The organism is Actinosynnema mirum DSM 43827 (assembly GCF_000023245.1).
Lineage (GTDB): Bacteria > Actinomycetota > Actinomycetes > Mycobacteriales > Pseudonocardiaceae > Actinosynnema > Actinosynnema mirum.
The window spans coordinates 7,529,073-7,548,394 of sequence record NC_013093.1 but is presented as its reverse complement, the minus strand read 5'-3'; the positions used below and the strand labels follow the sequence as shown (position 1 = coordinate 7,548,394).

Genomic DNA, 19,322 nt, shown 5'->3' with positions numbered 1-19,322 from the left:
TCCACGGGGTGACAGGTACTACCCCCTAGGCGGGATCGCCCATCTTGATCTAGCTTGTAGTCCATCAGTGTGAATGGACCCTGCTGTACCGGCAGGTAACAGCGCTGGCCAAGTCCCTCTGCCGAGGAATCCTGACCCTAGCGGGTGATATGTCGTCACACCCGCGTAGCGCAAAGTTCTGCATCACGACTGAACAACGCGCCACCGGGCCCGGAGGTTACGGTGTCGACCATGAATCCCCTCTCGCCGGAAGCGCTCCTGGCCGCCCCCAAGGTCCTGCTGCACGACCACCTCGACGGTGGTCTCCGCCCGCGGACCGTGATCGAGCTGGCCGACGCCTGCGGCCACGAGGGCCTGCCGACCGCCGACCCGGCCGAGCTGGGCGCCTGGTTCCGGGACAACGCCGACTCCGGCTCGCTGGTGCGCTACCTGGAGGGCTTCGCGCACACCTGCGGGGTCATGCAGGACGAGGCCGCGCTGGTCAGGGTCGCCGCCGAGGCCGCGCAGGACCTGGCCGACGACGGCGTCGCCTACGCCGAGATCCGCTACGCCCCCGAGCTGTTCACCGACCGCGGCCTGCGCCTGGAGCAGGTCGTGGAGGCGGTGAACGAGGGCTTCCGCCAGGGCGAGGCCGCCTCCGGCAACCGGATCAGGGTCAACGCCCTGCTGTGCGCGATGCGCCAGAACGACGGCTGGCAGCGCATCGCCGACCTGGTCGTCCGCTACCGCGACGCCGGCGTCGTCGGCTTCGACATCGCGGGCCCCGAGGCCGGGTTCCCGGCGACCAGGGAGCTGCCCGCGTTCGAGTACCTGCGCGAGCAGAACGCCCACTTCACCGTGCACGCGGGCGAGGCCGACGGCCTGGAGTCCATCCACCGGGCCGTGCAGCGCTGCGGCGCCGAGCGGCTGGGCCACGGCGTCCGGATCATCGACGACGTCGACGGCGACCAGGTCGGCCGCCTGGCCGCGTACGTGCGCGACCGCCGCATCGCCCTGGAGATGTGCCCGACCTCGAACGTGCACACCGGCGCGTTCGCCTCGATCGCCGAGCACCCGGTCAAGCGGCTGGCCGACCTCGGCTTCCGCGTCACGCTCAACACCGACAACCGGCTGATGAGCGACTGCTCCCTGACCGGCGAGTTCGCCGCCGTCGTGCGCGAGTTCGACTTCGGCTGGGACGACCTGCGGACCTTCACGGTCAACGCCGCCAAGGCCGCCTTCCTGCCCCTGGACGAGCGCCGGGCGCTGATCCAGGACGTCGTCGAGCCGGGCTACGCCGCCCTCAAGGGCTGATCCGGGGCTTCGGCCGCACAACGCGAGAGGGGCGTTCCCGACCAGGTCGGGAACGCCCCTCTCGCACGTCAAGCGCTCAGTGCACGCGCAGCCGGTCCTCGAACGCGGCCGACAGCGTCCGCCACGCGGCCACCTCGGCGTCGTACGGCGCGCTCGGGGCCAACCGGTTGGGGTCGGGCTTGAGCACGTACGACACCAGCCAGCCCAGGCTCTCGGACTGGTTCAGCGCCAGCTTCACGCTGTCGTCGCCCGCCCAGTCCGCCGCGTCCTCCAGCAGCTCGACCACCAGGTCCAGCTGGGTCGGGTCGATGCCGTCGGGGCCCTCGGCGATGTCCTCGTCCAGGCCGGTCAGCACGTAGACGTTGTCCGGGTCGACCTCGACCTCCAGGTCGCCGCCGGTCGCCTTGACCACCAGCTCCTGCCAGGTCGACACCTCGGTGAGGTCGTTGTCGTCGGCCTCCACGATGAACCGGGACAGCGCGCGCGGCGAGGTGAACGCGTCGATCTTCCCCCGGCGGCCGAGGAACAGCGGCTCGTCGTCCAGGTAGCAGCGCAGCGTGTAGTACTCGCCCGCGCTGGTGATGATCTTCACCGGGTCGATGCCGATCTCGGACCAGAACGTGGGGGCGGCCTCGCCCGCCTCGTCGTCCTCGACGTCGTCGTCCTCGGCGCGGGCGGCCTCGGCCGCCTCCTGGTACGCGGCCAGCTCCTCCTGCCCCTTCGCGAGCGCGGCCTCGTCCACGTCCGGGGTGGACACGACCTCGTCGATCGCGTCGAGCACCTCGTCCCACTTCTCCGCGACGACCTGGCCCAGCTCGCTCCACAGCGCCTTGCCCTCGCGGCCGGTGAACGGCAGCGTGCCCTGCGGCAGCAGCGCGAAGCCCTCGGCCGAGTCGAGCACCTCGTGGACCTTCTCCAGGTCGCACACCTCGGCCAGCGACCGCACGATCGACACCACGTCGGCCAGCTCGCCGATCACCCAGGTGTCGGGCTCCTCGGCGACCAGCTCGGGCACGCCGACCAGGTCGAACTGGTGGTTCTCGTCAGGGGAGAGCTCCTCCACCGACAGCGCGGGCACCACGTGCCACGCCGGGTGGTCGGTGAGGTCGTGCTCCGCGGCCTCGCGCACGAACGCCGCGAGGTGCGCGGCGTCGGGGAAGGCGTAAAGGTCCTCCTCGTGCCCGAGGAAGGCCTCCCACTCCTCGCCCTCCTCCCGCCAGCGGGGAGCCCACAGGGTGACGACGTCCCCCTGGGTGAGTCCCAGCTCGATCGGGACGATGTCCTGCGCCATCAGACCTCCCGGTCAACGCCTTGCGGCCAACGCCTTGCAGCCCGTGCGGTGCGGGACCAGAGCCTACGGGGTCGATCTCCGACTACCGCCGCTGGCTGCGGTACCGGTCCCCTTCGTCTTCGGGGCGGGGCCCTCCGCGACGGCCGGGCGGGGGCGGCGGGGGCGGGTAGCCGCCCCGGTTCTGCCCACCGCCCTGGGGCCCTCCGGGGGGAGCCCACGGCTGCTGGCCGCCGTGCTGCTGCTGGTAGCCGTCCTGCGGGCCCTGGGGACCGCCCTGGCCGACGCCGCCCTGGCCGACGCCGCGCTGCCACGGCCCCGGCGGGACCGGGTTGGCGGGCGGCGGGGGGAACCGGCCGGGACCGCCGGGCGGGATCGTCCCCGCGCCGGGCGGCACGGCGCCGGGCGGGATCGTGCCCGCGCCGGGCGGGAGCGGCGGGCGGGTCATCGCGCCGGGCGGACGGCCGCCGGGACCGCCGGGGCGGCCCTGCTGCGGTCCGGGGAGGTTCTGGGGACCGCCCTGCGGGCCGGTCGGCGGCTGACCGCCCTGCGGCTCGTCGTAGGCGATCGTGGGCCGCCAGTCGCTGGCGTGCCAGGCGGCGACGCGGTCGGCGGCCACCGGGTGGTCGGTCGCGAACGACTGCCACCGGGTGTCCATCGCGGCCACCGGCATGGCCGCGGCCGTGCCGGGCGGCGGCTGCGGCATGGACGGCGCGCGGGACTGGCCCGGCGCCTGGGGGAACAGCGGGTTCTGGGGGAGCTCGACCCCCAGGTCGCGCCGCGACGGCCGCCCGGAGGGCCGCCCCTGCGGACGCCCGGCGAGCGGCGCGGGACTCGGCGCGGACGGCTGCGCGGGCGCCGCCTGCGGCCCCGAGCCCTGGCCCGCCGGGACCTGCGGCGCCGCGACCGGGGACGCGGGGGCCTGCCCCGCCGGGTTCTGGGCCGCCGTGCCCTGCGCGGCCGGGTTCTGCGCTGCCGCGCTCTGCGCTGCCGAGTGCTGGGCCGCCGGGTTCTGGGCCGCCGGGTTCTGGGCCGCGGGGTTCTGGGCCGCGGGGTTCTGCCCGGCCGGGCTCTGCGGCACCTGGCTCTGCTGCACCTGGCTCTGCTGCACCTGGCTCTGCGCCGCTTGGCTCTGCGCTGCCGGGGTCTGGGGCGCCTGGCCCTGGTTCCCCTGGCCGCCCTGGTTCTGGGGTGCCGGAGGCTGCCCGCCGGGGCCGTTCTCGGCCCCCGCGATCACGGACGGCTTCCACTCCCACGGCTGCTCACCGGGTGCGCCCTGCCCGCCGCGCCCCGCCGCGTGGTGCCTGCCCTCGCGCTGCTCCCGCGCGCCCTCGCCCTGCTCGGTCGAGGTCTGGAGCGGGACCTGGCTGCCCTCGCGCTGCCACGGCGCGCTGCCACCACCGGCGGCGCCCCGGTCGGTCGACGCCTGCCACGAGGAGGCGGTGGGCGGCTGCCAGGCGTGCTCGGCCGAGGCCGGGACCTGCCCGGCGCTCGCGACGTCGCCCTGCGCGGGCTCCGCGGGGCTCGCGGCGGGCGGCACCGGCCGGGCGATCTTGCTCGTGACGTGCTCGGCGGCCTCCTCCTCGGCGTTCGCCTCGCGCTCCAGCTCCACGTCCAGCCCCAGGTCGCGGGCGCGCTTGAGCACCCGCTCCAGTCCGGGCGCGGGTTCGGGCTCGTCGTCCTGCTCCTGCTCGGCCTGCCCGGCGCGCTCCTGGCCTGCCCGCTCCTGGTCGGCGCGTTCCTGCTCGGCCCGCTCCTGCTCGGCTCGCTCGCGCTCCTGCTGCCGCTCCCGTTCGAGGGCGCGCTCGCGCTCCAGCTGCCTGGCCCTGACCTGCTCCCGCTCGCGCTCCTGGGCCAGCTCCCGCTCGCGCTCCAGCTCCTCGGCGCGCGCCCGCTCGGCCTCCTCCCGCACCAGCTCCTGCGCGGCCAGCTCGCGGGTCGCCTGCTCCTGGGCGGCCTCCTGGGCGGCCTTGTCCTGCTCGGCCTGCTCCAGCTCCCTGGCCTCCCTGGCGCGCTGCCGCTCGCGCTCCTCGGCCCGCGCGCGGTCCCGCTCCTGGGTCTCCCGCCACGTCGGCACCCGCTCGGCCTGCTTGCCCGCCCAGCTCTGCCCCGGCGCGGAGCGCGCGGACGGCCACCCGGACCGCGACTGGGGTTCGGCCTGCCGCCACCCGCGCACGTCCTCGCGGCCCGACACCCGACGCGGGGTGTCCGGCTCCTCGCCCTCTTCCTGCCACTGGGAGGGGTCCATGACTCCCTGTTCCTCCGACTTCGCGGCCGACCACCCGCCAGTGTGCCCGGCCCCGCCCGATCCGGCACCGGTCCTAAGACCCGCTCCCGAAGCGCCGACCGCACCGCCGCCCGGTCCGCCACCCGATCCACCGCCGTCCCCGTCGCCGGGTCCGGCGACGGCCTGCGGTCCCTGCGGCTGCGGGGGCGGCCCGACCACGGCCTCCACCGCCGAGGCCACCGAGTCGCCCATCGCCTTCGCCAGCTCGTTGTACCCGGTCTGCACGGCGGCGTCGGTGGCGAGCCTCGCGGTCTCGGCGACCAGCGCCCCGAGCTCCTGCGGCCCGCGCTCGAGCGCGCCGGGCTGGATCTTCAGGTCGCGCAGCACCCCGTTGGCCGTCGCGGTCACCCTGACCAGGCCGTTCGGGTGGGTGGCGGTGCCGGTCGCGCCTGCGAGCACCGAGGTGAGCCGGTCGGCCGCGACCAGTCGCTGCTCGTTCACCGCGTTCCCCTCAGGTAGCTCCCGTCACCGAAGTCCTCGTCGTCGCGCCGGTCGGCGACCGGTATGCCCGCCTCGACCAGCCCGCCCGGCTCGGCGACCCCGGCCAGCGCCCGCTCGGCCACCGCGCCCGCCGCCGCGGCGGCGCGCTCCGCCACCCGCAGGATCTCCGCCGCCAGCCCGTCCGCTCCCATGCTCAGCGCCGCGCGGCTGATCCGCACCTCAAGGGGCGGCCCACCGGGGGCGGTGACCACCTCGACCGCGCCGTCGGGGGACGACGCGCGACCGACCAGCGGCCCGGTCCTGGCCAGCTGGTCGGTGATCGCCCGCCCCGCGTCGGCGACCCGCCGGGCCACCCGCTCGACCTCGTCCACGCACTCAGCCCGTCGGTCGGTAGAACCCGTAGAACGCCATGCCGATGTTGTCGGTGCGGATGGCCCCCACCTGAACCGGATCGCCCGCTTCCACCATCTGGCCGTTGCCGATCACCATCGCGACGTGCCCGTCCCACACCACCAGGTCACCGGGCAGCAGCTGCCCGGCGGGGACGGACGCGCCGACCGTCTGCGACTGGGCGAGCCGCGGGATGTCCAGGCCCGCGCCCGCGTACGCCCACTTGGTCAACCCGCTGCAGTCCGTGCCCTGGGGAGGGTTCTGACCTCCCCAGACGTACGGGGTGCCGAGCGCGGACAGCGCGTTGCGGACCGCCTGCGCGGCGATCTCGTTGGGGGCCTCGGCGGAGCTGCCGTCGGGCAGGTTGACGCCCACCCCGGTGCCCGGCTGGGGCGGGATCGCGACCGGGAGCCGGGGCCCGACGCCACCGCCGCCCCCTCCGCCACCCCCGCCGCTGTGGCCACCGCCACCCCCGCCACCGCCGCCGCTCCCGCCCCCGCCGCCACCGCTGTCGGCCGGTCCGGAGTAGGAGGAGGGCTCGCGCTTGCCCGCGCCGTCCTGCGCGCTCGCGGCCGTGGTCGTGCCGCCGTCCTCCGCGCCGATGCCGTCGCCGACGCCGCCGAAGTCGGCGGGCTGGAGCGCGGCGAGCCGGTCGGCGACGGCCTTCAGCTCGTCCCTGAGCCGGTCCATCTCCTTGGTGGAGCGCCCCTGGTACTCCACGCCGCGCGCGGTCACCGCGGCGGTGATGCCGAGCACCGCGCCCTGCGCGCCGATCTTGTCCAGCGCGGCTGCGGTCGACAGCTTCGGGGTCGCCCAGTCGGTGAACTCGGTGATGAGGCGCTGCACGGAGGTGCGCCCGGACTCCACCGTGGACACGGCGGCGCCGACGGCGTCCCGCGCGGCGGTGGCGTTGCGCGCGAGCAGGTCGACGCCGCCGTCGAACTTGGCCACGCGGTCCTGGAAGACGCCCGCCTTCTCGCCGTACCAGGTGCCGAGCACCTCGCGGGCCGCGCCGGAGTGCTTGGCGCCGATCTCCTCGAACGAGGAGGCGGCCCTGCCGAGCGAGTCGGCCGCGCGCGAGGCGCCGCCGGTGTCGCCCTGCAGCTTGGCCAGGTCGTCCTTCATCGGCTGGATGAGGGCCCCGATCAGCCCGGAGACGTCCACGGCGGTCAGACCCGGTAGGCGTCGTTCAGGGCGGCGCTGTTGCGCGTCTCCTGCTCGGCGTAGTCGGTGGCGGTGTCGCGGACGGCGGTGGCGAGCGCGTCGAGGGCCTTCGCGGCGCCCGTGGCGCCGTCGAGCTGCTGCCGGGCGGCCCGCTGGAACGCGGCGGCCAGACCGACCTCCTGGCCCAGCTCCGAGAAGCTGTCGGCGGCCAGCGAGTCCACCCCGGACAGCGTCCCGGAGCCGACCTCGGCCACCTCGCCCGCGAGCCCGGAGGCCGTCGTCCCGTACCCGCCGAGCGCCGCCGTGTCGACGCCGAACCCCTGTTCCACCCTGCCCCCTCGTGCCCGCTCGAAATCACCCTGATAGTGCCCGACAGCGCCTGCCCGCGATGGTCTTTCGACGCAGATCGCACCCCTGGGCCAGGCGCTCCCGCGCGCCACCGCGAGGCGGTCCGAGGAGCCGGGGGGACGCGCGGCGGCGCCGGGACAGCGCCTGCCGAGGGCCACTCGCATTTCTACACCCGGCCGACGCGGCGGGGGACCCCCGGGAACGCTCTCGGGCGCGGCGGCGCCCGTGCGTGACGACGAGGTCGCCCCCCGTGCCGACCGGACCGCTCACCCGTTCGACACCCTCGGGTTCGGCCACCCGGAGCGCGGGTACTCGCCCGCCATGACCACCTACACCTACCGGGCGCCGGTCGACCTGCCCGCGCAGCGGCTGTTCGAGTTCGTCGCCCGCCCGGAGAACCTGACCGAGCACCTGCCGGGCATCGAGCCCACCGGGGTGCGGGTGGACGAGTCGGTCCGGAGGGTCACCTGGGACGGCGGCGAGGCCGTGGTCACCGAGGACGGCGCCGGGTGCAGCCGCATCGAGGTCCGCCTGGAGGCCGAGCAGACCCCGGAGCGCCAGCGCGAACTCCAGGAGGCGGTCGCCGCCCTGTCCCACCTGGCCGCCGCCGAGGTCGACAGCCAGGCTGCACGATCGGGTGATGGTTGGTACTAGGGCGGTCGACCCCGGTAGACCGGAAAACCACTCGCCTGGCCGCAGATCTGCGGCCAGGTTTTCTTTTCCCTCGAACGCGCGGGAAATCTTTTCCCGGCTGACTCGGTCGGGTTATTGACCCTCCCAACCGCTGGTGCGAGCATTGCATTTAAGTCCAATGCTTGACCTTGTGGGGGTTGGAAATGCGATTAGTGGGAACCGATCAGGCTTGTCAGGGTGGGAACTGCGCGGCGGTCTGGGTGGACGACGAGACCGGGGACCTGGTGTTGCAGGGCGCGCAGGTCACCGACCAGGATGCGCTGGCCGAGCTGACCGCCAAGAGCCCGCGCGCGCCGCACGAGACCGTGGTGCGCATTCCCGCCAGGATGCGGGACCTCGTCCAGGAGGCCTGTCGTGACCGAGCGACCGACGTTCGCTGAGCTGTTCGCCGGTTGTCGCACTTCTGCGGTGCACCTGGAAATGCGGGAGGTGTACGAACCCGCCGACCCGGCCTTCCAGGATTGGCTGTCCGGCGTGCGCACCGACCCGGTCGAGCGCTTCCGCGACTGGTACGACCTCGTCGTCGCCACCGTCGCCAGGGGCGTGGACGTCCGCCGCGCCCGGATCGTCTCCGAACCGGTCACCGACTACATCCGCCACGAGCACGAGGACACCGCCGCGCTCAACGTCGCCGCGGGCGAGCGGGTCCGCTGGTTGCCCCGCCGCGCGGCCTCCGACCTCGCCCTGCCCGGCAACGACTTCTGGCTCTTCGACGACCGCCTGGTCCGCTTCGGCCACTTCGCGGGCGACGGCACCTACCTCGGCGACGAGATCACCGAGGCCCCCGAGGTCGTCGCCCTGTGCCGCGACGCGTTCGAGGCCGTCTGGGCGCGCGCCGTCGACCACAGCGAATACCGGCCGGGGTAGTGCCGTGCCGGACATCCCCGCCAGCGGCAACACCGCTTCCGGGGACGACATCGGGTCGCTGTTCCAGGTCGGCGTCGTGCACGGCGGGGTCGTCGTCACCGGCGCCGCAGCCGCCGCCACCGGGCCCCGCCCCCGCCAGCTCCCGCTCCGCCCTGTCCCGTTCGTCAACCGCCAGGTCGACCTCGGCAGGCTCGACCGCCTCCTGCGCCCCGCCCGCGCCCAGGCGGGTCCCGCCCTGCTCGTCCTCGTCGGGGCCCCCGGCGTCGGCAAGACCGCCCTCGCGGTGCACTGGGCGCACCGCGTCCGCGACCGGTTCGCCGACGGCGCCCTCTACGTCGACATGCGGGGCTACGGCCCCGGCTTCCCGCTGGACCCGTCCGCCGCGCTCGACGGCTTCCTGCGCGCCCTGGGCACCCCGCCCGACCACATCCCCGACGACGAGGCCGACCGCGCGTCCCTCTTCCGGTCCCTCCTCGACGGCAAGCGCCTCCTCGTCGTCGTCGACAACGCGCGCTCCCCGCACCAGGTGCGCCTCCTGCTCCCCGCGTCTCCCCTGTGCTGCACGGTCGTCACCAGCCGCAGCGTGCTGTCCGGGCTGGTCGTCAGGGAAGGAGCCGCGAGGGTGACGCTGGACGCGCTGTCCCCGGCCGAGTCGGCCGACCTGCTCGGCGAGCTGATCGGACCGGACGAGGTGGCCGCCGACCGCCCGGCGGCCCTGCGGGTGGCCGAGCTGTGCGGGTGCCTGCCGCTGACGCTCCGCATCGCGGGCGAGCGGGCCTCGGAGTGGCCCGGCCCGCGCCTGCCCAGGTTGGAGGCCGAGCTGCGCGACGAGCGGCAGCGCCTGGACGCGCTCGCCTCCCCGGACGACGAGCTCAGCGACACCAGGGTGGTGTTCTCCTGGTCGTACCGGGCGCTCGGCCCCGAGCTGCGCGCCGCCTTCCGCCTGCTGGGCCTGCACCCCGTGCCGGACGTCGGCGTCGACGTCGCCGCCGCCCTGTTCGGCGTCCCGCCCGCCACCGCGACCAGGCTGCTGCGCGAGCTGGCCTCGGTGAGCCTGGCGCAGCCGCACCTGCCCGGCCGGTTCCGGGTGCACGACCTGCTGCGCGAGTACGCGGCCGAGCTGGTCGCCGCGCGCGGCACGCCCGCCGAGCGGGACGCGGCCGTGCGCAGGTCGGCGACCTGGCTCCTGCTCCGCGCGGACCGCGCCCGGCTGCGCATCCTCCCGCACTCGGCCACCGCCCCTCCGCCGCCGATCCCGGACGGGGTGAGCGCGCCCGCGGACTTCGCCGACGAGTCCGAGGCGCTGCGCTGGCTGGAGGACGAGCGCCCCACCCTGCTCGCCGTGCTCGACCAGCTCGTCGAGCGCGGCGAGCACGAGCTGGTGTGGAAGACGGCCGCCGCCGTCGACGGCTTCTTCGAGATGCGCTCCTACCGCGACGACCTCCGGCGCACCGCGCTGCGGGCCGTCGAGGCCGCGACCGCGCTCGGCGACCACCTCGGCGAGGCGCTGAGCCTGCTCACCCTCGCGGACGCCTGCTGGCGCGACGGCAGCGCCGACGAGGCCGTCGACCGCTACCACGCGGCGCGGGCGGCCGGACGCGCGGCGGCGCGCGAGGAGACCGGCCGGGGCGTGCGACCGGACTGGGTGACCGGGTTCGCCGCGCGCGGCATCGGCCTGGTCCTGACCGACCGGGAGGACCACGCGGGAGCGCGCGGGCACTTCACCGAGTCGCTGGAGGTGTTCACCGGCATCGGCGAGCGGCGCGGCGCGGGCATGGCCCTGCTCAGCCTCGGCCAGTGCGCGGCGGGCCTCGGCGAGTTCGCCGAGGCGGTGGCGCGCGGAACCGAGGCCGTCCGGATCTTCGAGGAGCTGGCCGACACCTGGACCGCGGCGTGGGGCCGCCTCGCGCTGGGCCGCAGCCTGATCGCGGCCGGGCGTCCGGGGGAGGCCGCCGGGCAGCTCGCGGGGGCCACCGGGGTGTTCCGCGCGTTCGGGGACGCGCGCAGCGAGGCGATGAGCCTGCACGCCCACGGCGACGCGCTCACGGCGACCGGCGACCCCGGCGACCGGGCGCTGTGGGAGCTGGCGGCCCAGCGCTACGAGCAGGTCGGCGACCCGCAGGCCGCCGGGCTCAGGGCGCGGCTCGGCTGAGCCGCGCCCACCGGGAGGTCAGCCCACCGGGAGGTCGGCCCACCGTCAGGTCAGCCCACCGGGATCAGCCCGTCAGCTCGCCCCGGTCGCCGCGCTTGAGCTTCGGGCGCTTCGGGCGCCGCACCTCCACGCCGCCCATGATCGCCACGCCGGTGATGCGCACCACCGGACCGCCGGGGATCGTCTCGGTGCGGTGGGTCTTGTCGTCGAAGCCGCCCATGATGCCCGTGCCGTCCACCTGCACGGTCACCTCCTCGGGCACGTAGATCACGATGCCGCCCCAGAAGCAGCTCGCGCTGATCGTCGTGTGCTGCTGGGTGAACCTCGCCCGGCTCAGGTCGATCTCGATGCCGCCCATGACCGCGATCGCCGTGTGCGTCGGCGGCACGACCCAGTCGCCCTTGCGCTCCACACCCGACCAGAACGCGAACGAGGTCGACGGGCCCTGCATCGCCGACGGGTCGACCCGGTTCGCCAGCGACCGCTGCTGCTGGAGCTGCTGCGCGGACACCTCGCCGAACGGCACCACCCCCAGGTCGGAGGTCAGCGGCACCAGCTCGCCGTACGTCTTCGCCGCGTACGCCGAGGCCAGGCGCTCGTCCAGCTCGCCCAGGTCGATGCGACCCTCGCCGTGCGCCTTCTGCAGGACCTGCGCCACGCGCTCGCGGTCGGCGTCGGAGGCGCGCATCTGACGGGGGTCCGGGACCAGCTCGTCGCTCACGGTGGTCAGTCTAGGAGCGGGAGGGGTGCGGTACCCCCTGGTCGGTCACGATTCCAGGGTTGATTTCAGGGTTTGCCCCCATGCCGCTGCGGAGAAGCGCAGCGTTGGGCCATTCGGGTTCTTGGAGTCCCGGACCAGTACTCCGTTCGGGATGCGCGCCACCTCGACGCAGTTGCCCGCGCTGCTACTACGGCTGGCCTTGCGCCAGTTGTGCTTCACGGTGGTGCTCCTGTCAGATCAGCTTGCTCGCGTGCTCGTCGATCAACGCTGCCGAGGCTTCGGGCGGTAGTGCCAGCGCGAGGAGTTTGCGCCAGGCTGACTTGGCGTTGTCGAGGTGCACGTCCTCCTCCAGGAAGCTGTGGCTGTCCCTGCCCTCGATGTAGACCAGGCCCGGCTGGTCGGTGAACTCCAGGTGCATGAACGGCCCGTTGAGCCCGGGGTGCATGACGCTGTTCAAGGGGAGCACCTGGATGGTCACCTTGTTCCTGCTGCTCATGGCCACCAGGTGTCGCAACTGCGCGTGCATCATCACCGGGTCGCCGAATTTCCGCATCAGCACGCTCTCGTCCAGTATCAGGTGCAAGAAGATGCGGCCGATGACCGACTGCCGTCCCAGGCGCATGGCAACCAGAGCTTCCAGTTCGTGCTCCTGGATGGCATCGCTGACGCTGAGGATTCCCCGCGTGTACTCGGCAGTCTGGGCCAGACCGGGGACGATCATCGTTTCGTAGTTGTAGAGCGCCGATGCCTGCTGTTCAAGTTCGAGCAGGTCCTTCCACTGCGGCGGCACCCTGTTGCTCTGGCGAACGAAGTGCCAGTTCCGGGTTTCTCCGGCCTGCACGAGTTCGATCAGATCGTCTCGCAGCTTCTGCGGCGCCTGCAAGAACCCCAGGATGGCGGCGACGTCGTAGGCGTACAGCCCGCGCTTGCCCGTCTCCATCCGGCTGATCTTGCTCTCCGACACCCCGATGGCCTGCGCCACCTCCGCGCAGCTCACCCCACGTTCGATCCGCAGCGCTCGCAGCTCGGCAGATACCCGCCGTTGCCGGAACGAAGCCCCCTGGCGCGTCATGCCGCAGACTCTGGCTCCTTGCCACGTTGGCAAGGAAGTCCTGATCACCCGAAAGAGGAGGGGCTTGCGTGCCCCGCCGGCAAGAAACCACCGTTCCCAGCATGGAATCGCCCACCGAACAAGCCGTCGAGCGCACCTGGAAGATCAGCGGCGCCTACGCCAACTGGGAGCTCAGGATCGCCGTCACCCCACCCGCCACCGGGTCCGCGATCGAGTGCCGCGAACCCGACTACGCCTCGCTCGTCGGCCACTTCCGCGTGCTGGTCAACGACAACGAGCTCAGCCACAAGCTCAACCTCGAAGACCAGGAGAGTGCCTAGACCGTCGGCACCCGCACCGGCAGCCCGGCCGCGCGGTAGATCGCGTCGACCACCTTCATGTTCGCCACCGCGTCGCGCGCCGTCGTCGGGAAGGGCTTGCCGTGCAGGACCGCGTCCGTGAAGGCGTCCAGCTGGTACCGGTACGACGGCTTCCACCCGAACCGCTCGTTCCTGGTGTGCCCGTCCAACCGCACCGCCATCCGGTGCCCGAACTGCGGCATGAACGGGTTCACCACCCGCAGCTCGCCCTTCTCCCCGATGACCCGCGCGGACAGCTTCAGCACCGCGCCCGACCACAGGGAGGCGTGCACGAACCCGACGTGCCCCTCGGGGAACACCAGGTCCGCCTTGACCGCCCGGTCGACCTTCCGGTTGCGCAGCCGCACGCGCGCGCTGCGCACCTCGGGCTCGCCGCCGAGCATCCGGACCGCGTTGACGGCGTAGCACCCGGCGTCCATCAGCGCCCCGCCCGCGAGGTCCCAGTCGTACCGGATGTTCGAGAACCTGGGCAGGGGGAAGCACATCCGCGCCTCCACGTGCCGCAGCGCGCCCAGCTCGGGCAGCACCTCGACCATGCGCCTGGCGAGCGGGTGGTACCGGTAGTGGAACGCCTCCATGACCACGAGCCCGCTGGCCTCGGCCGCGTCGGCGACCCGCTCGGCCTCCTCGGAGTTCGCGGCGAACGGCTTCTCGCACAGCACGTGCTTGCCCGCCGCCAGCGCCTTCAACGTCCACTTGCCGTGCAGCCCGTTGGGCAGCGGGTTGTAGACGGCGTCGACGTCCGGGTCGTCGATCAGCGCCTGGTAGTCGTCGAAGACCTTCGGCACGAGGTTCTTGTCCGCGAACGCCCTCGCCCGCTCGGGGTCCCGCGCGGCGACCGCGACCACTTCCGCGGCGGACGACTTGAGGGCCGGCTTGACGAGAGCGGCGGGGGCGATGGCGGCAGCCCCGAGAACCCCGATCCGCACGCGGTCGCTCATGGATCACGAGGTTAGCGGCGGGGGCATGGGGGCGCTGTGAGGCAGCCGCCGGATCTCGGGGTAGTGGTGGTCCAGCTCGCCGACCTCGAACCGGCAGGACTTGATGGCCCACCACAGGAAAGCGCCGACGTCGCCGCCGTGCTTGTAGGAGCCGTCGGGGAACAGGGTTGCCCAGCCGTCGTCGGTGGCGATGAGCGTGGCGACGAGGGCGCCGTCGGCGGTCCACAGGCGGGTGGTGCCGTCGACGGAACCGGTGGCGAGGTGGTTGCCGCGCGGGGAGAACGCGACGGTCATGACGCTCTCGCTGTGCCCGCTCAGGACGGCGCGCACCGTCCCGTCCAGGCCCAGCACGTGCGCGTCGCCCTCGCTGCCCGCGGTGGCGACGTGCGCGCCGTTCGGGGAGAAGGCGACGGCGGTGACCCGGCCCCGGTGCCTCGGCAGGGACCTGAGCAGGCCGCCCTCGACGGTCCACAGGCGCGCCGTGCCGTCGTTGCCGCCGGTGGCGATGGTCCCGCTGTCCGGGGAGAACGCGACCGAGGTGACCGGCCTGGGGTGCTTGACGAAGTCCGTCACCGGCTCGCCGTCGACCGACCAGATCCGCGCGGTGCCGTCGTGGCTGGCGGTCGCGACCAGCTCGCCGTCCGGGGAGAACACGACGGAGGTGACCCAGTTCCGGTGCCCGGTGAGGACGGCGCGCGCACTGCCCTCCGAGTCCCACAACCGCGCGGTCTGGTCGCTGCCCGCGGTGGCGATCAGCTCGCCGTTCGGGGAGAACGCCACCGCGTTGACCCGGTGCTCGTGGCCGACGAGGGTGGCGGTGCTGGAGCCGTCGCCCGCCCAGACGTGCGCGGTGCCGTCGTGGCCCGCCGTGGCGATGCGGTGGCTGCCGGGGGAGAACGCGACCGCGTTCACCCGGTTCCCGTCCCCGTGCACGGTGGTCACCAGCACCCCCTCCCGCGTCCACACCCGCGTCGCGCCGTCGCTGCTGGCGGTGGCCAGGAACCGGCCGTTCGGCGCGAAGGCGGCGGAGGTGACGGTCCGGGAGCGGGTGGTCGGGATGGCGACCAGGCCGCCGTCCGCGTTCCAGGTGCGGGCGGTCTTGTCGCTGCCCGCGGTCGTGATGATCGCGCCGTCCGGCGAGTAGGCGATCGAGGTGATCACGCCCTGGTGGCCGAGGAGGGTGGCGACGAGGGAGCCGTCGGCGGTCCAGACGTGCCCGGTGCCGTCGCTGGCCCCGGTGGCGACGTGCTTGCCGTCGGGGGAGTGGGCGAGCGCGGTCACGGGGCCGACGTCGTCGGTGAGGACGGCGACCTGGGTGCCGTCGGTGGTCCAGGTGCGCGCGGTCCGGTCGCTGCTGGCGGTGGTGACGCGGGCGCCGTCGGGGGAGAAGGCCACGGCGTTGATCCAGTTCTCGTGGCCCGCCAGCTCCGCGACGTGCTCTCCGCCCGCCGTCCACACGTGCGCGGTGCCCGCGCTGCTGCCGGTGGCGAGGCGCCTGCCGTCCGGGGCGAGCGCGAGGGCGGTGATCGGCCTGGAGTCGCTGGTGAGGACGCGGAGCGGCTCGCCCGCCGAGGTCCAGGTGCGGGTGGTGCCGTCCCGGCTGCCGGTGGCGATCCGCCTCCCGTCCGGGAAGAAGGCGACGGCGGTGACCGTGCGCTCGTGGCCGGTGAGGGTCAGGACGTGGTCGCCGTCGGTGGTCCACACCCGCGCCGTCCCGTCCTCGCCGCCGGTCACCAGGCGGGTCCCGTCCGGGGAGAACGCCACCGAGGTGACCTTGCCGCCGTGCTCGCCGACGAAGCGCAGCGACGAGTGGCCCGCCGCGTTCAGCAGCTCCACCTGCCTGCCGTGCGCCAGCGCGATCCGCTCGCCGTCCGGCGAGTAGGCCACCGCGAGCACGGGCCCGCTGCGCGCCAGCATCACCTCGGCCCGGTCCCGGCCGCTCACCGCCGCCACGCGCAGCTCCGGGCGCCGCTCGGTCCCGGCCACCCCGAGCAGCGCCGCGCCCTCCCAGCGGCTCCCGGTCAGCACCGCCTCCGACAGGTCGCCGCCGGTGACGCGGGCGCCCCGCAGGTCCGCCCCGGTCAGGTCGACCCCGCGCAGCACGGCCCCGTCGACCCGCTGCCCGCGCAGGTCCGAGCCCACCAGGCGCGTCCCCCGCAGGTCCAGCCGCGACAGGTCGGCCTTCCGCAGGTCCAGCTCGCTCAGGTCGCCCAACCCGCTCCCGCCCAACCGGTCGACCACCAGCAGCGCGTTCTGCTTCTCCTCCGCGCTCGCCAGCCCGTCGACCGACACCGCCAGGGCCCACCGCCGCGCCCGCGCGTGCCCGGCCAGGTCGCACAGGAAGTCCACCATCAGCCGCGACATCGCCCGCCCCGCGACCTCCCCCACCCCCTCCCCGGCCCGCAACCGCCGCGCCGCCTCGTTCGCCACCAGCCACTCCATCACCGACCGGTGCACGAACCCGAAGCCGCTCTCGCCCGTCACCAGCAGCGTCCCCGAGCCGATCGCGTGCGCCACCTGGTCCTGCGTGTACCCCAGGTCCGCCACCTCGGTCAGCGCCGCCACCGCGACCACGCCCAGCTCGTCCTCCTGGATCGCGTTCGCGCCCGTCGACCACAACCGCGTCGCCAGGTCCGTGCACACCCGCAGCCGCTCGTCCTTGCCCAGCACCGGAAGCCCGTGCCGGTGCTGCTGGCGGGCCTGCTCGTGCAGCAGCCACGAGTCCACCAGCTCCTGGTACAGGTCCGCCGCGCTGATCGTCCCCTTGCGCTGCTGCACCTCCCGCAGCCGGTCCTCCTCCAGCTCCGCGATGAACGACAGCATCCGGGGGTTCCGCGACAGCCCCAGCAGGTCCTGGACCTCGTCCAGCAGCCGCAACCGCGCCCGCGCCCGCTCGTGGTCGCCGCCGTACCGCTTGGTCAGGAACTCCACGATCTGCTCGCGGGTGAAGTCCTCCAGCTCCACCACCCGGCTCGCCCCGGTCGCCACGACCTCGTCGCCCAGCGCCGTCAGCACCTGCGCGGCCGAGCGGAAGTGCTGGGTGCGGCTGGTCAGCACGACCTTCGCCTCGCCGCCGACCACCTCCAGCAGGGTGCGCAGGTAGTCGGCGGCGTTGTCGTAGCCGACCCGCAGCTCCAGCTCGTCGAACCCGTCGAACAGCAGCGCGACCCGGCCGCTGGCGATCATGTACCGGAGCTTGTCCACGTCGACCACGGCCACGCCCTGGCCCACCAGCGCGTTCGCCAGCAGCTGGTTGAGCGTCGGGGCCTTCTGCAGCGACCGCAGCTCCACCAGCAGCGGCGTCACCCCGCCCAGGTGCTCGGGCAGCGCGCGCGCCAGCTGCCGCAGCAGGAACGACTTGCCGCGCCCGAAGTCCCCCAGCACCACCACGAACTGCCTCGCCCGCAGGCCGAGCCAGTCGAGCACCCGCGCGAGCAGGTCCGGTTCCACCTCGCCGGACGAGTGGCGGCCCACGACCCGGTAGCGCTGCGCGGTGTACAGGGCCTCGGGGTAGACCTTGTCGCGGGCCAGCGCGTTCCTGAGGCGCTCCTCCAGCGGGCCGAGGTCGAGCAGGCCCCGGTACTCGACCCAGCTGCGCGGGGACACGCCCCGGCGGGTCGCGCGGCCCACGAGGTCCGCCGACGCGAGGCGACCGCTGTAGACGATCTCCGAGCGGGTGCCGGGGTCCTCGGCGGTGAAGTGCCGGTGCACGTCCACGACGAACGCGTCCACGGCCCGCTCGGTCAGGTCCCCGTCGACCACGCCCACCGGCCGGTAGTCCACGCCGCCGCCGGGGATGGGCAGGCCGACGCGCAGGTAGGACTTCTCCGGGTGCGGCACGGTGCTCGCGTCGGGGTGCGCGAAGCGGGTGGCCTCCACGACGCGGTCGAAGAAGGCGTTGCCGGGCGGGGGCGGGGGGCTTTCCTGGGCGGGTTCGGCGCGGCGGCGCTCGGTGACGCGCCATGCGGTCCCGGTGGGGCTGATGCGGGTGTCGCCGGTCCAGCGGCCGTCGGCGAAGCGGCGGGCCTGGCGGGTGGTGCGGGAGGCGTCGAACGAGACGAGCTGGTAGCCGTCGTTGTCGGCGGGGGACGAGAAGAGGTGGTGCAGCTCGTCCGGCCAGGCCGACCCGGAGCTCTCCCCGTGCACCACGCCGAGCCGCAACCGGTCGGGCTCGCGGAACCCGTCGAGCCACGTCCGGAACCGGGCGACCTGGTCGCGGCCGAGGCTGGTGGTGGCGCGCTCGTGGGTGTCGGCGGTGGTGGAGTTGAAGCCGGCGACGACGGTGGAGAGGTCGGGGATCTCGAAGAGGGTCCAGGGCTCGTCGGCGGTGAAGGTGGGGGAGTGGCCGTCGTAGAACCGGTCGAAGGCGGCGGAGAACTGCTTCCACTTGGGCCAGAACGGGGGGACGGGGGCCTCGTCGTCGGCCTCGGCGGTGTCGAAGTAGGCCTTGCAGGCCTTGCGGTTCACGTCGTGGGCGCCGGGGACGACGAGCACGCGGTCGCGCGGGAGGTCGAGGTCCTCGGCGAGGTCGGCGAGGAGGCGGAAGGCTTGGGCGAACTCGGCCTTGCCGCCCTGCTCGGTGAGGTCGCCCGCGACGACGAGGAGGTCGGGCGGGGTGTCGGCGGGGAGGTCGCGGAGCAGGTCGGACGCGGTGAACGCCCACCCCCTGCCGCCCGCGCGGGGGCCGGGGAGGTGCAGGGCGGTGACGGTGTCGGGGCGCTTGGCGGTGCGACTGCTGCCGAGCGCCGACCAGCCGACGCGGAGCTGCTCGGCGGAGATGGCGTAGCTGTCGGGGGTGGAGGTGCCCGCGGTGGCGATGATGCCGACCACGCGGCCGGTGACGTCGTCCCAGACGGGGCTGCCGCTGAAGCCGGGTTGGACGCGGAGGGCGGAGGTGGATTCCAGCTGGAGGTGGCCTCGGCTGTTGCGGCCCTTGACGAGGGCGTCCACCCAGGCGCCATCGGGGCGGAGGGGTTTGCCGGGGTAGCCGAAGATCCGGACGACGGTGTTGGGGCGGGGGAGGGTGGTGATCAGGCGGGCCGGGGGGATGTCGGGCGGCGGGGTGACCTCGAGGCCCGCGATGTCGTCACCGGGGTCGCCTTCGCGGGCGGGCGGGGGCATCCAGTGGGCCACGCGGGCGGTGACGGTGCGCGGGCCGAACTGGAGCCGGACGGGCGCGTCGGGCTTGCCTGCTTCCCGCTCGTGGCGGCGGAGGGCGTGGTTGACGACGTGCGCACAGGTCATGACCTTCCCGCCGGCCAGCAGCACGGCCCCGCCGACGGGGTTGTCGTCGGCGTCGAGCACTC

Annotated in this window: 16 protein-coding genes; 6 read left to right on the top strand and 10 right to left on the bottom strand. The window is 74.2% G+C overall.

Annotation, left to right across the window (positions count from 1 at the left end):
* Window positions 1-231: 231 nt before the first annotated feature.
* Window positions 232-1,293, top strand: a complete 1,062-nt coding sequence (locus AMIR_RS31950; protein WP_143760978.1) for an adenosine deaminase — start codon at window positions 232-234, stop codon at window positions 1,291-1,293.
* Between the two features lie 76 nt (window positions 1,294-1,369).
* Here AMIR_RS31950 and AMIR_RS31945 read toward each other — a convergent pair whose 3' ends face one another.
* The 5 genes from AMIR_RS31945 to AMIR_RS31925 form a co-directional block, all read right to left on the bottom strand.
* Window positions 1,370-2,584, bottom strand: a complete 1,215-nt coding sequence (locus tag AMIR_RS31945) for a hypothetical protein (RefSeq protein WP_015805129.1) — start codon at window positions 2,582-2,584, stop codon at window positions 1,370-1,372.
* A gap of 82 nt (window positions 2,585-2,666) precedes the next feature.
* Window positions 2,667-5,309, bottom strand: coding sequence for a YbaB/EbfC family nucleoid-associated protein (locus tag AMIR_RS42995; RefSeq protein ID WP_015805128.1), 2,643 nt, complete (start codon window positions 5,307-5,309; stop codon window positions 2,667-2,669).
* Window positions 5,306-5,680 carry a hypothetical protein gene (locus AMIR_RS31935; protein ID WP_015805127.1) on the bottom strand — a complete coding sequence of 125 codons (375 nt, stop codon included), beginning with the start codon at window positions 5,678-5,680 and terminating at the stop codon, window positions 5,306-5,308. The genes AMIR_RS42995 and AMIR_RS31935 overlap by 4 nt, the downstream gene beginning before the upstream one ends.
* Window positions 5,681-5,684: 4 nt before the next feature.
* Window positions 5,685-6,863, bottom strand: a complete 1,179-nt coding sequence (locus tag AMIR_RS31930) for a bifunctional WXG100 family type VII secretion target/C40 family peptidase (RefSeq protein WP_015805126.1) — start codon at window positions 6,861-6,863, stop codon at window positions 5,685-5,687.
* A gap of 5 nt (window positions 6,864-6,868) precedes the next feature.
* Window positions 6,869-7,192 carry a hypothetical protein gene (locus AMIR_RS31925; RefSeq protein WP_015805125.1) on the bottom strand — a complete coding sequence of 108 codons (324 nt, stop codon included), beginning with the start codon at window positions 7,190-7,192 and terminating at the stop codon, window positions 6,869-6,871.
* A gap of 244 nt (window positions 7,193-7,436) precedes the next feature.
* On the opposite strand from AMIR_RS31925, the gene AMIR_RS31920 reads away from it, so the two are divergent.
* The 4 genes from AMIR_RS31920 to AMIR_RS31905 all read left to right on the top strand — a co-directional run bounded on the left by AMIR_RS31920 (window position 7,437) and on the right by AMIR_RS31905 (window position 10,923).
* Window positions 7,437-7,865, top strand: a complete 429-nt coding sequence (locus AMIR_RS31920) for a hypothetical protein (protein WP_015805124.1) — start codon at window positions 7,437-7,439, stop codon at window positions 7,863-7,865.
* A gap of 239 nt (window positions 7,866-8,104) precedes the next feature.
* A complete protein-coding gene (locus AMIR_RS31915) occupies window positions 8,105-8,284 on the top strand; it encodes a hypothetical protein (RefSeq protein ID WP_222840701.1) in 180 nt (59 codons plus the stop codon).
* Complete coding sequence (locus AMIR_RS31910) at window positions 8,259-8,771, top strand: DUF6879 family protein (protein ID WP_015805122.1); 513 nt, start codon at window positions 8,259-8,261, stop codon at window positions 8,769-8,771. The genes AMIR_RS31915 and AMIR_RS31910 overlap by 26 nt, the downstream gene beginning before the upstream one ends.
* Before the next feature lie 4 nt (window positions 8,772-8,775).
* Entirely contained in the window at window positions 8,776-10,923 is a 2,148-nt protein-coding gene (locus tag AMIR_RS31905) for an ATP-binding protein (RefSeq protein ID WP_015805121.1), read from the top strand.
* Between the two features lie 64 nt (window positions 10,924-10,987).
* Here AMIR_RS31905 and AMIR_RS31900 read toward each other — a convergent pair whose 3' ends face one another.
* Genes AMIR_RS31900 through AMIR_RS31895 form a run of 3 tightly spaced genes read right to left on the bottom strand, consistent with a single transcriptional unit; the run spans window position 10,988 to window position 12,716 of the window.
* Window positions 10,988-11,644 (bottom strand): DUF1707 SHOCT-like domain-containing protein, encoded by a 657-nt coding sequence (locus tag AMIR_RS31900; RefSeq protein ID WP_015805120.1) that lies wholly within the window; start codon window positions 11,642-11,644, stop codon window positions 10,988-10,990.
* Window positions 11,645-11,689: 45 nt separating this feature from the next.
* Window positions 11,690-11,863, bottom strand: coding sequence for a DUF397 domain-containing protein (locus tag AMIR_RS37915; protein WP_015805119.1), 174 nt, complete (start codon window positions 11,861-11,863; stop codon window positions 11,690-11,692).
* A gap of 13 nt (window positions 11,864-11,876) precedes the next feature.
* Window positions 11,877-12,716 carry a helix-turn-helix domain-containing protein gene (locus tag AMIR_RS31895; protein WP_015805118.1) on the bottom strand — a complete coding sequence of 280 codons (840 nt, stop codon included), beginning with the start codon at window positions 12,714-12,716 and terminating at the stop codon, window positions 11,877-11,879.
* Between the two features lie 101 nt (window positions 12,717-12,817).
* Here AMIR_RS31895 and AMIR_RS31890 point away from each other — a divergent pair, with 101 nt between their 5' ends.
* The gene (locus AMIR_RS31890) at window positions 12,818-13,036 is read left to right on the top strand and encodes a hypothetical protein (protein WP_041837168.1); all 219 of its coding nucleotides are present in this window, start codon (window positions 12,818-12,820) and stop codon (window positions 13,034-13,036) included.
* Here the strand turns inward: AMIR_RS31890 and AMIR_RS31885 are convergent.
* Window positions 13,033-14,016: a Gfo/Idh/MocA family protein gene (locus AMIR_RS31885; RefSeq protein ID WP_015805116.1), complete on the bottom strand. Its 984-nt coding sequence runs from the start codon at window positions 14,014-14,016 to the stop codon at window positions 13,033-13,035. The genes AMIR_RS31890 and AMIR_RS31885 overlap by 4 nt on opposite strands.
* Window positions 14,017-14,019: 3 nt before the next feature.
* The gene (locus tag AMIR_RS31880) at window positions 14,020-19,320 is read right to left on the bottom strand and encodes an eIF2A-related protein (RefSeq protein ID WP_015805115.1); all 5,301 of its coding nucleotides are present in this window, start codon (window positions 19,318-19,320) and stop codon (window positions 14,020-14,022) included.
* Window positions 19,321-19,322 lie beyond the last annotated feature (2 nt).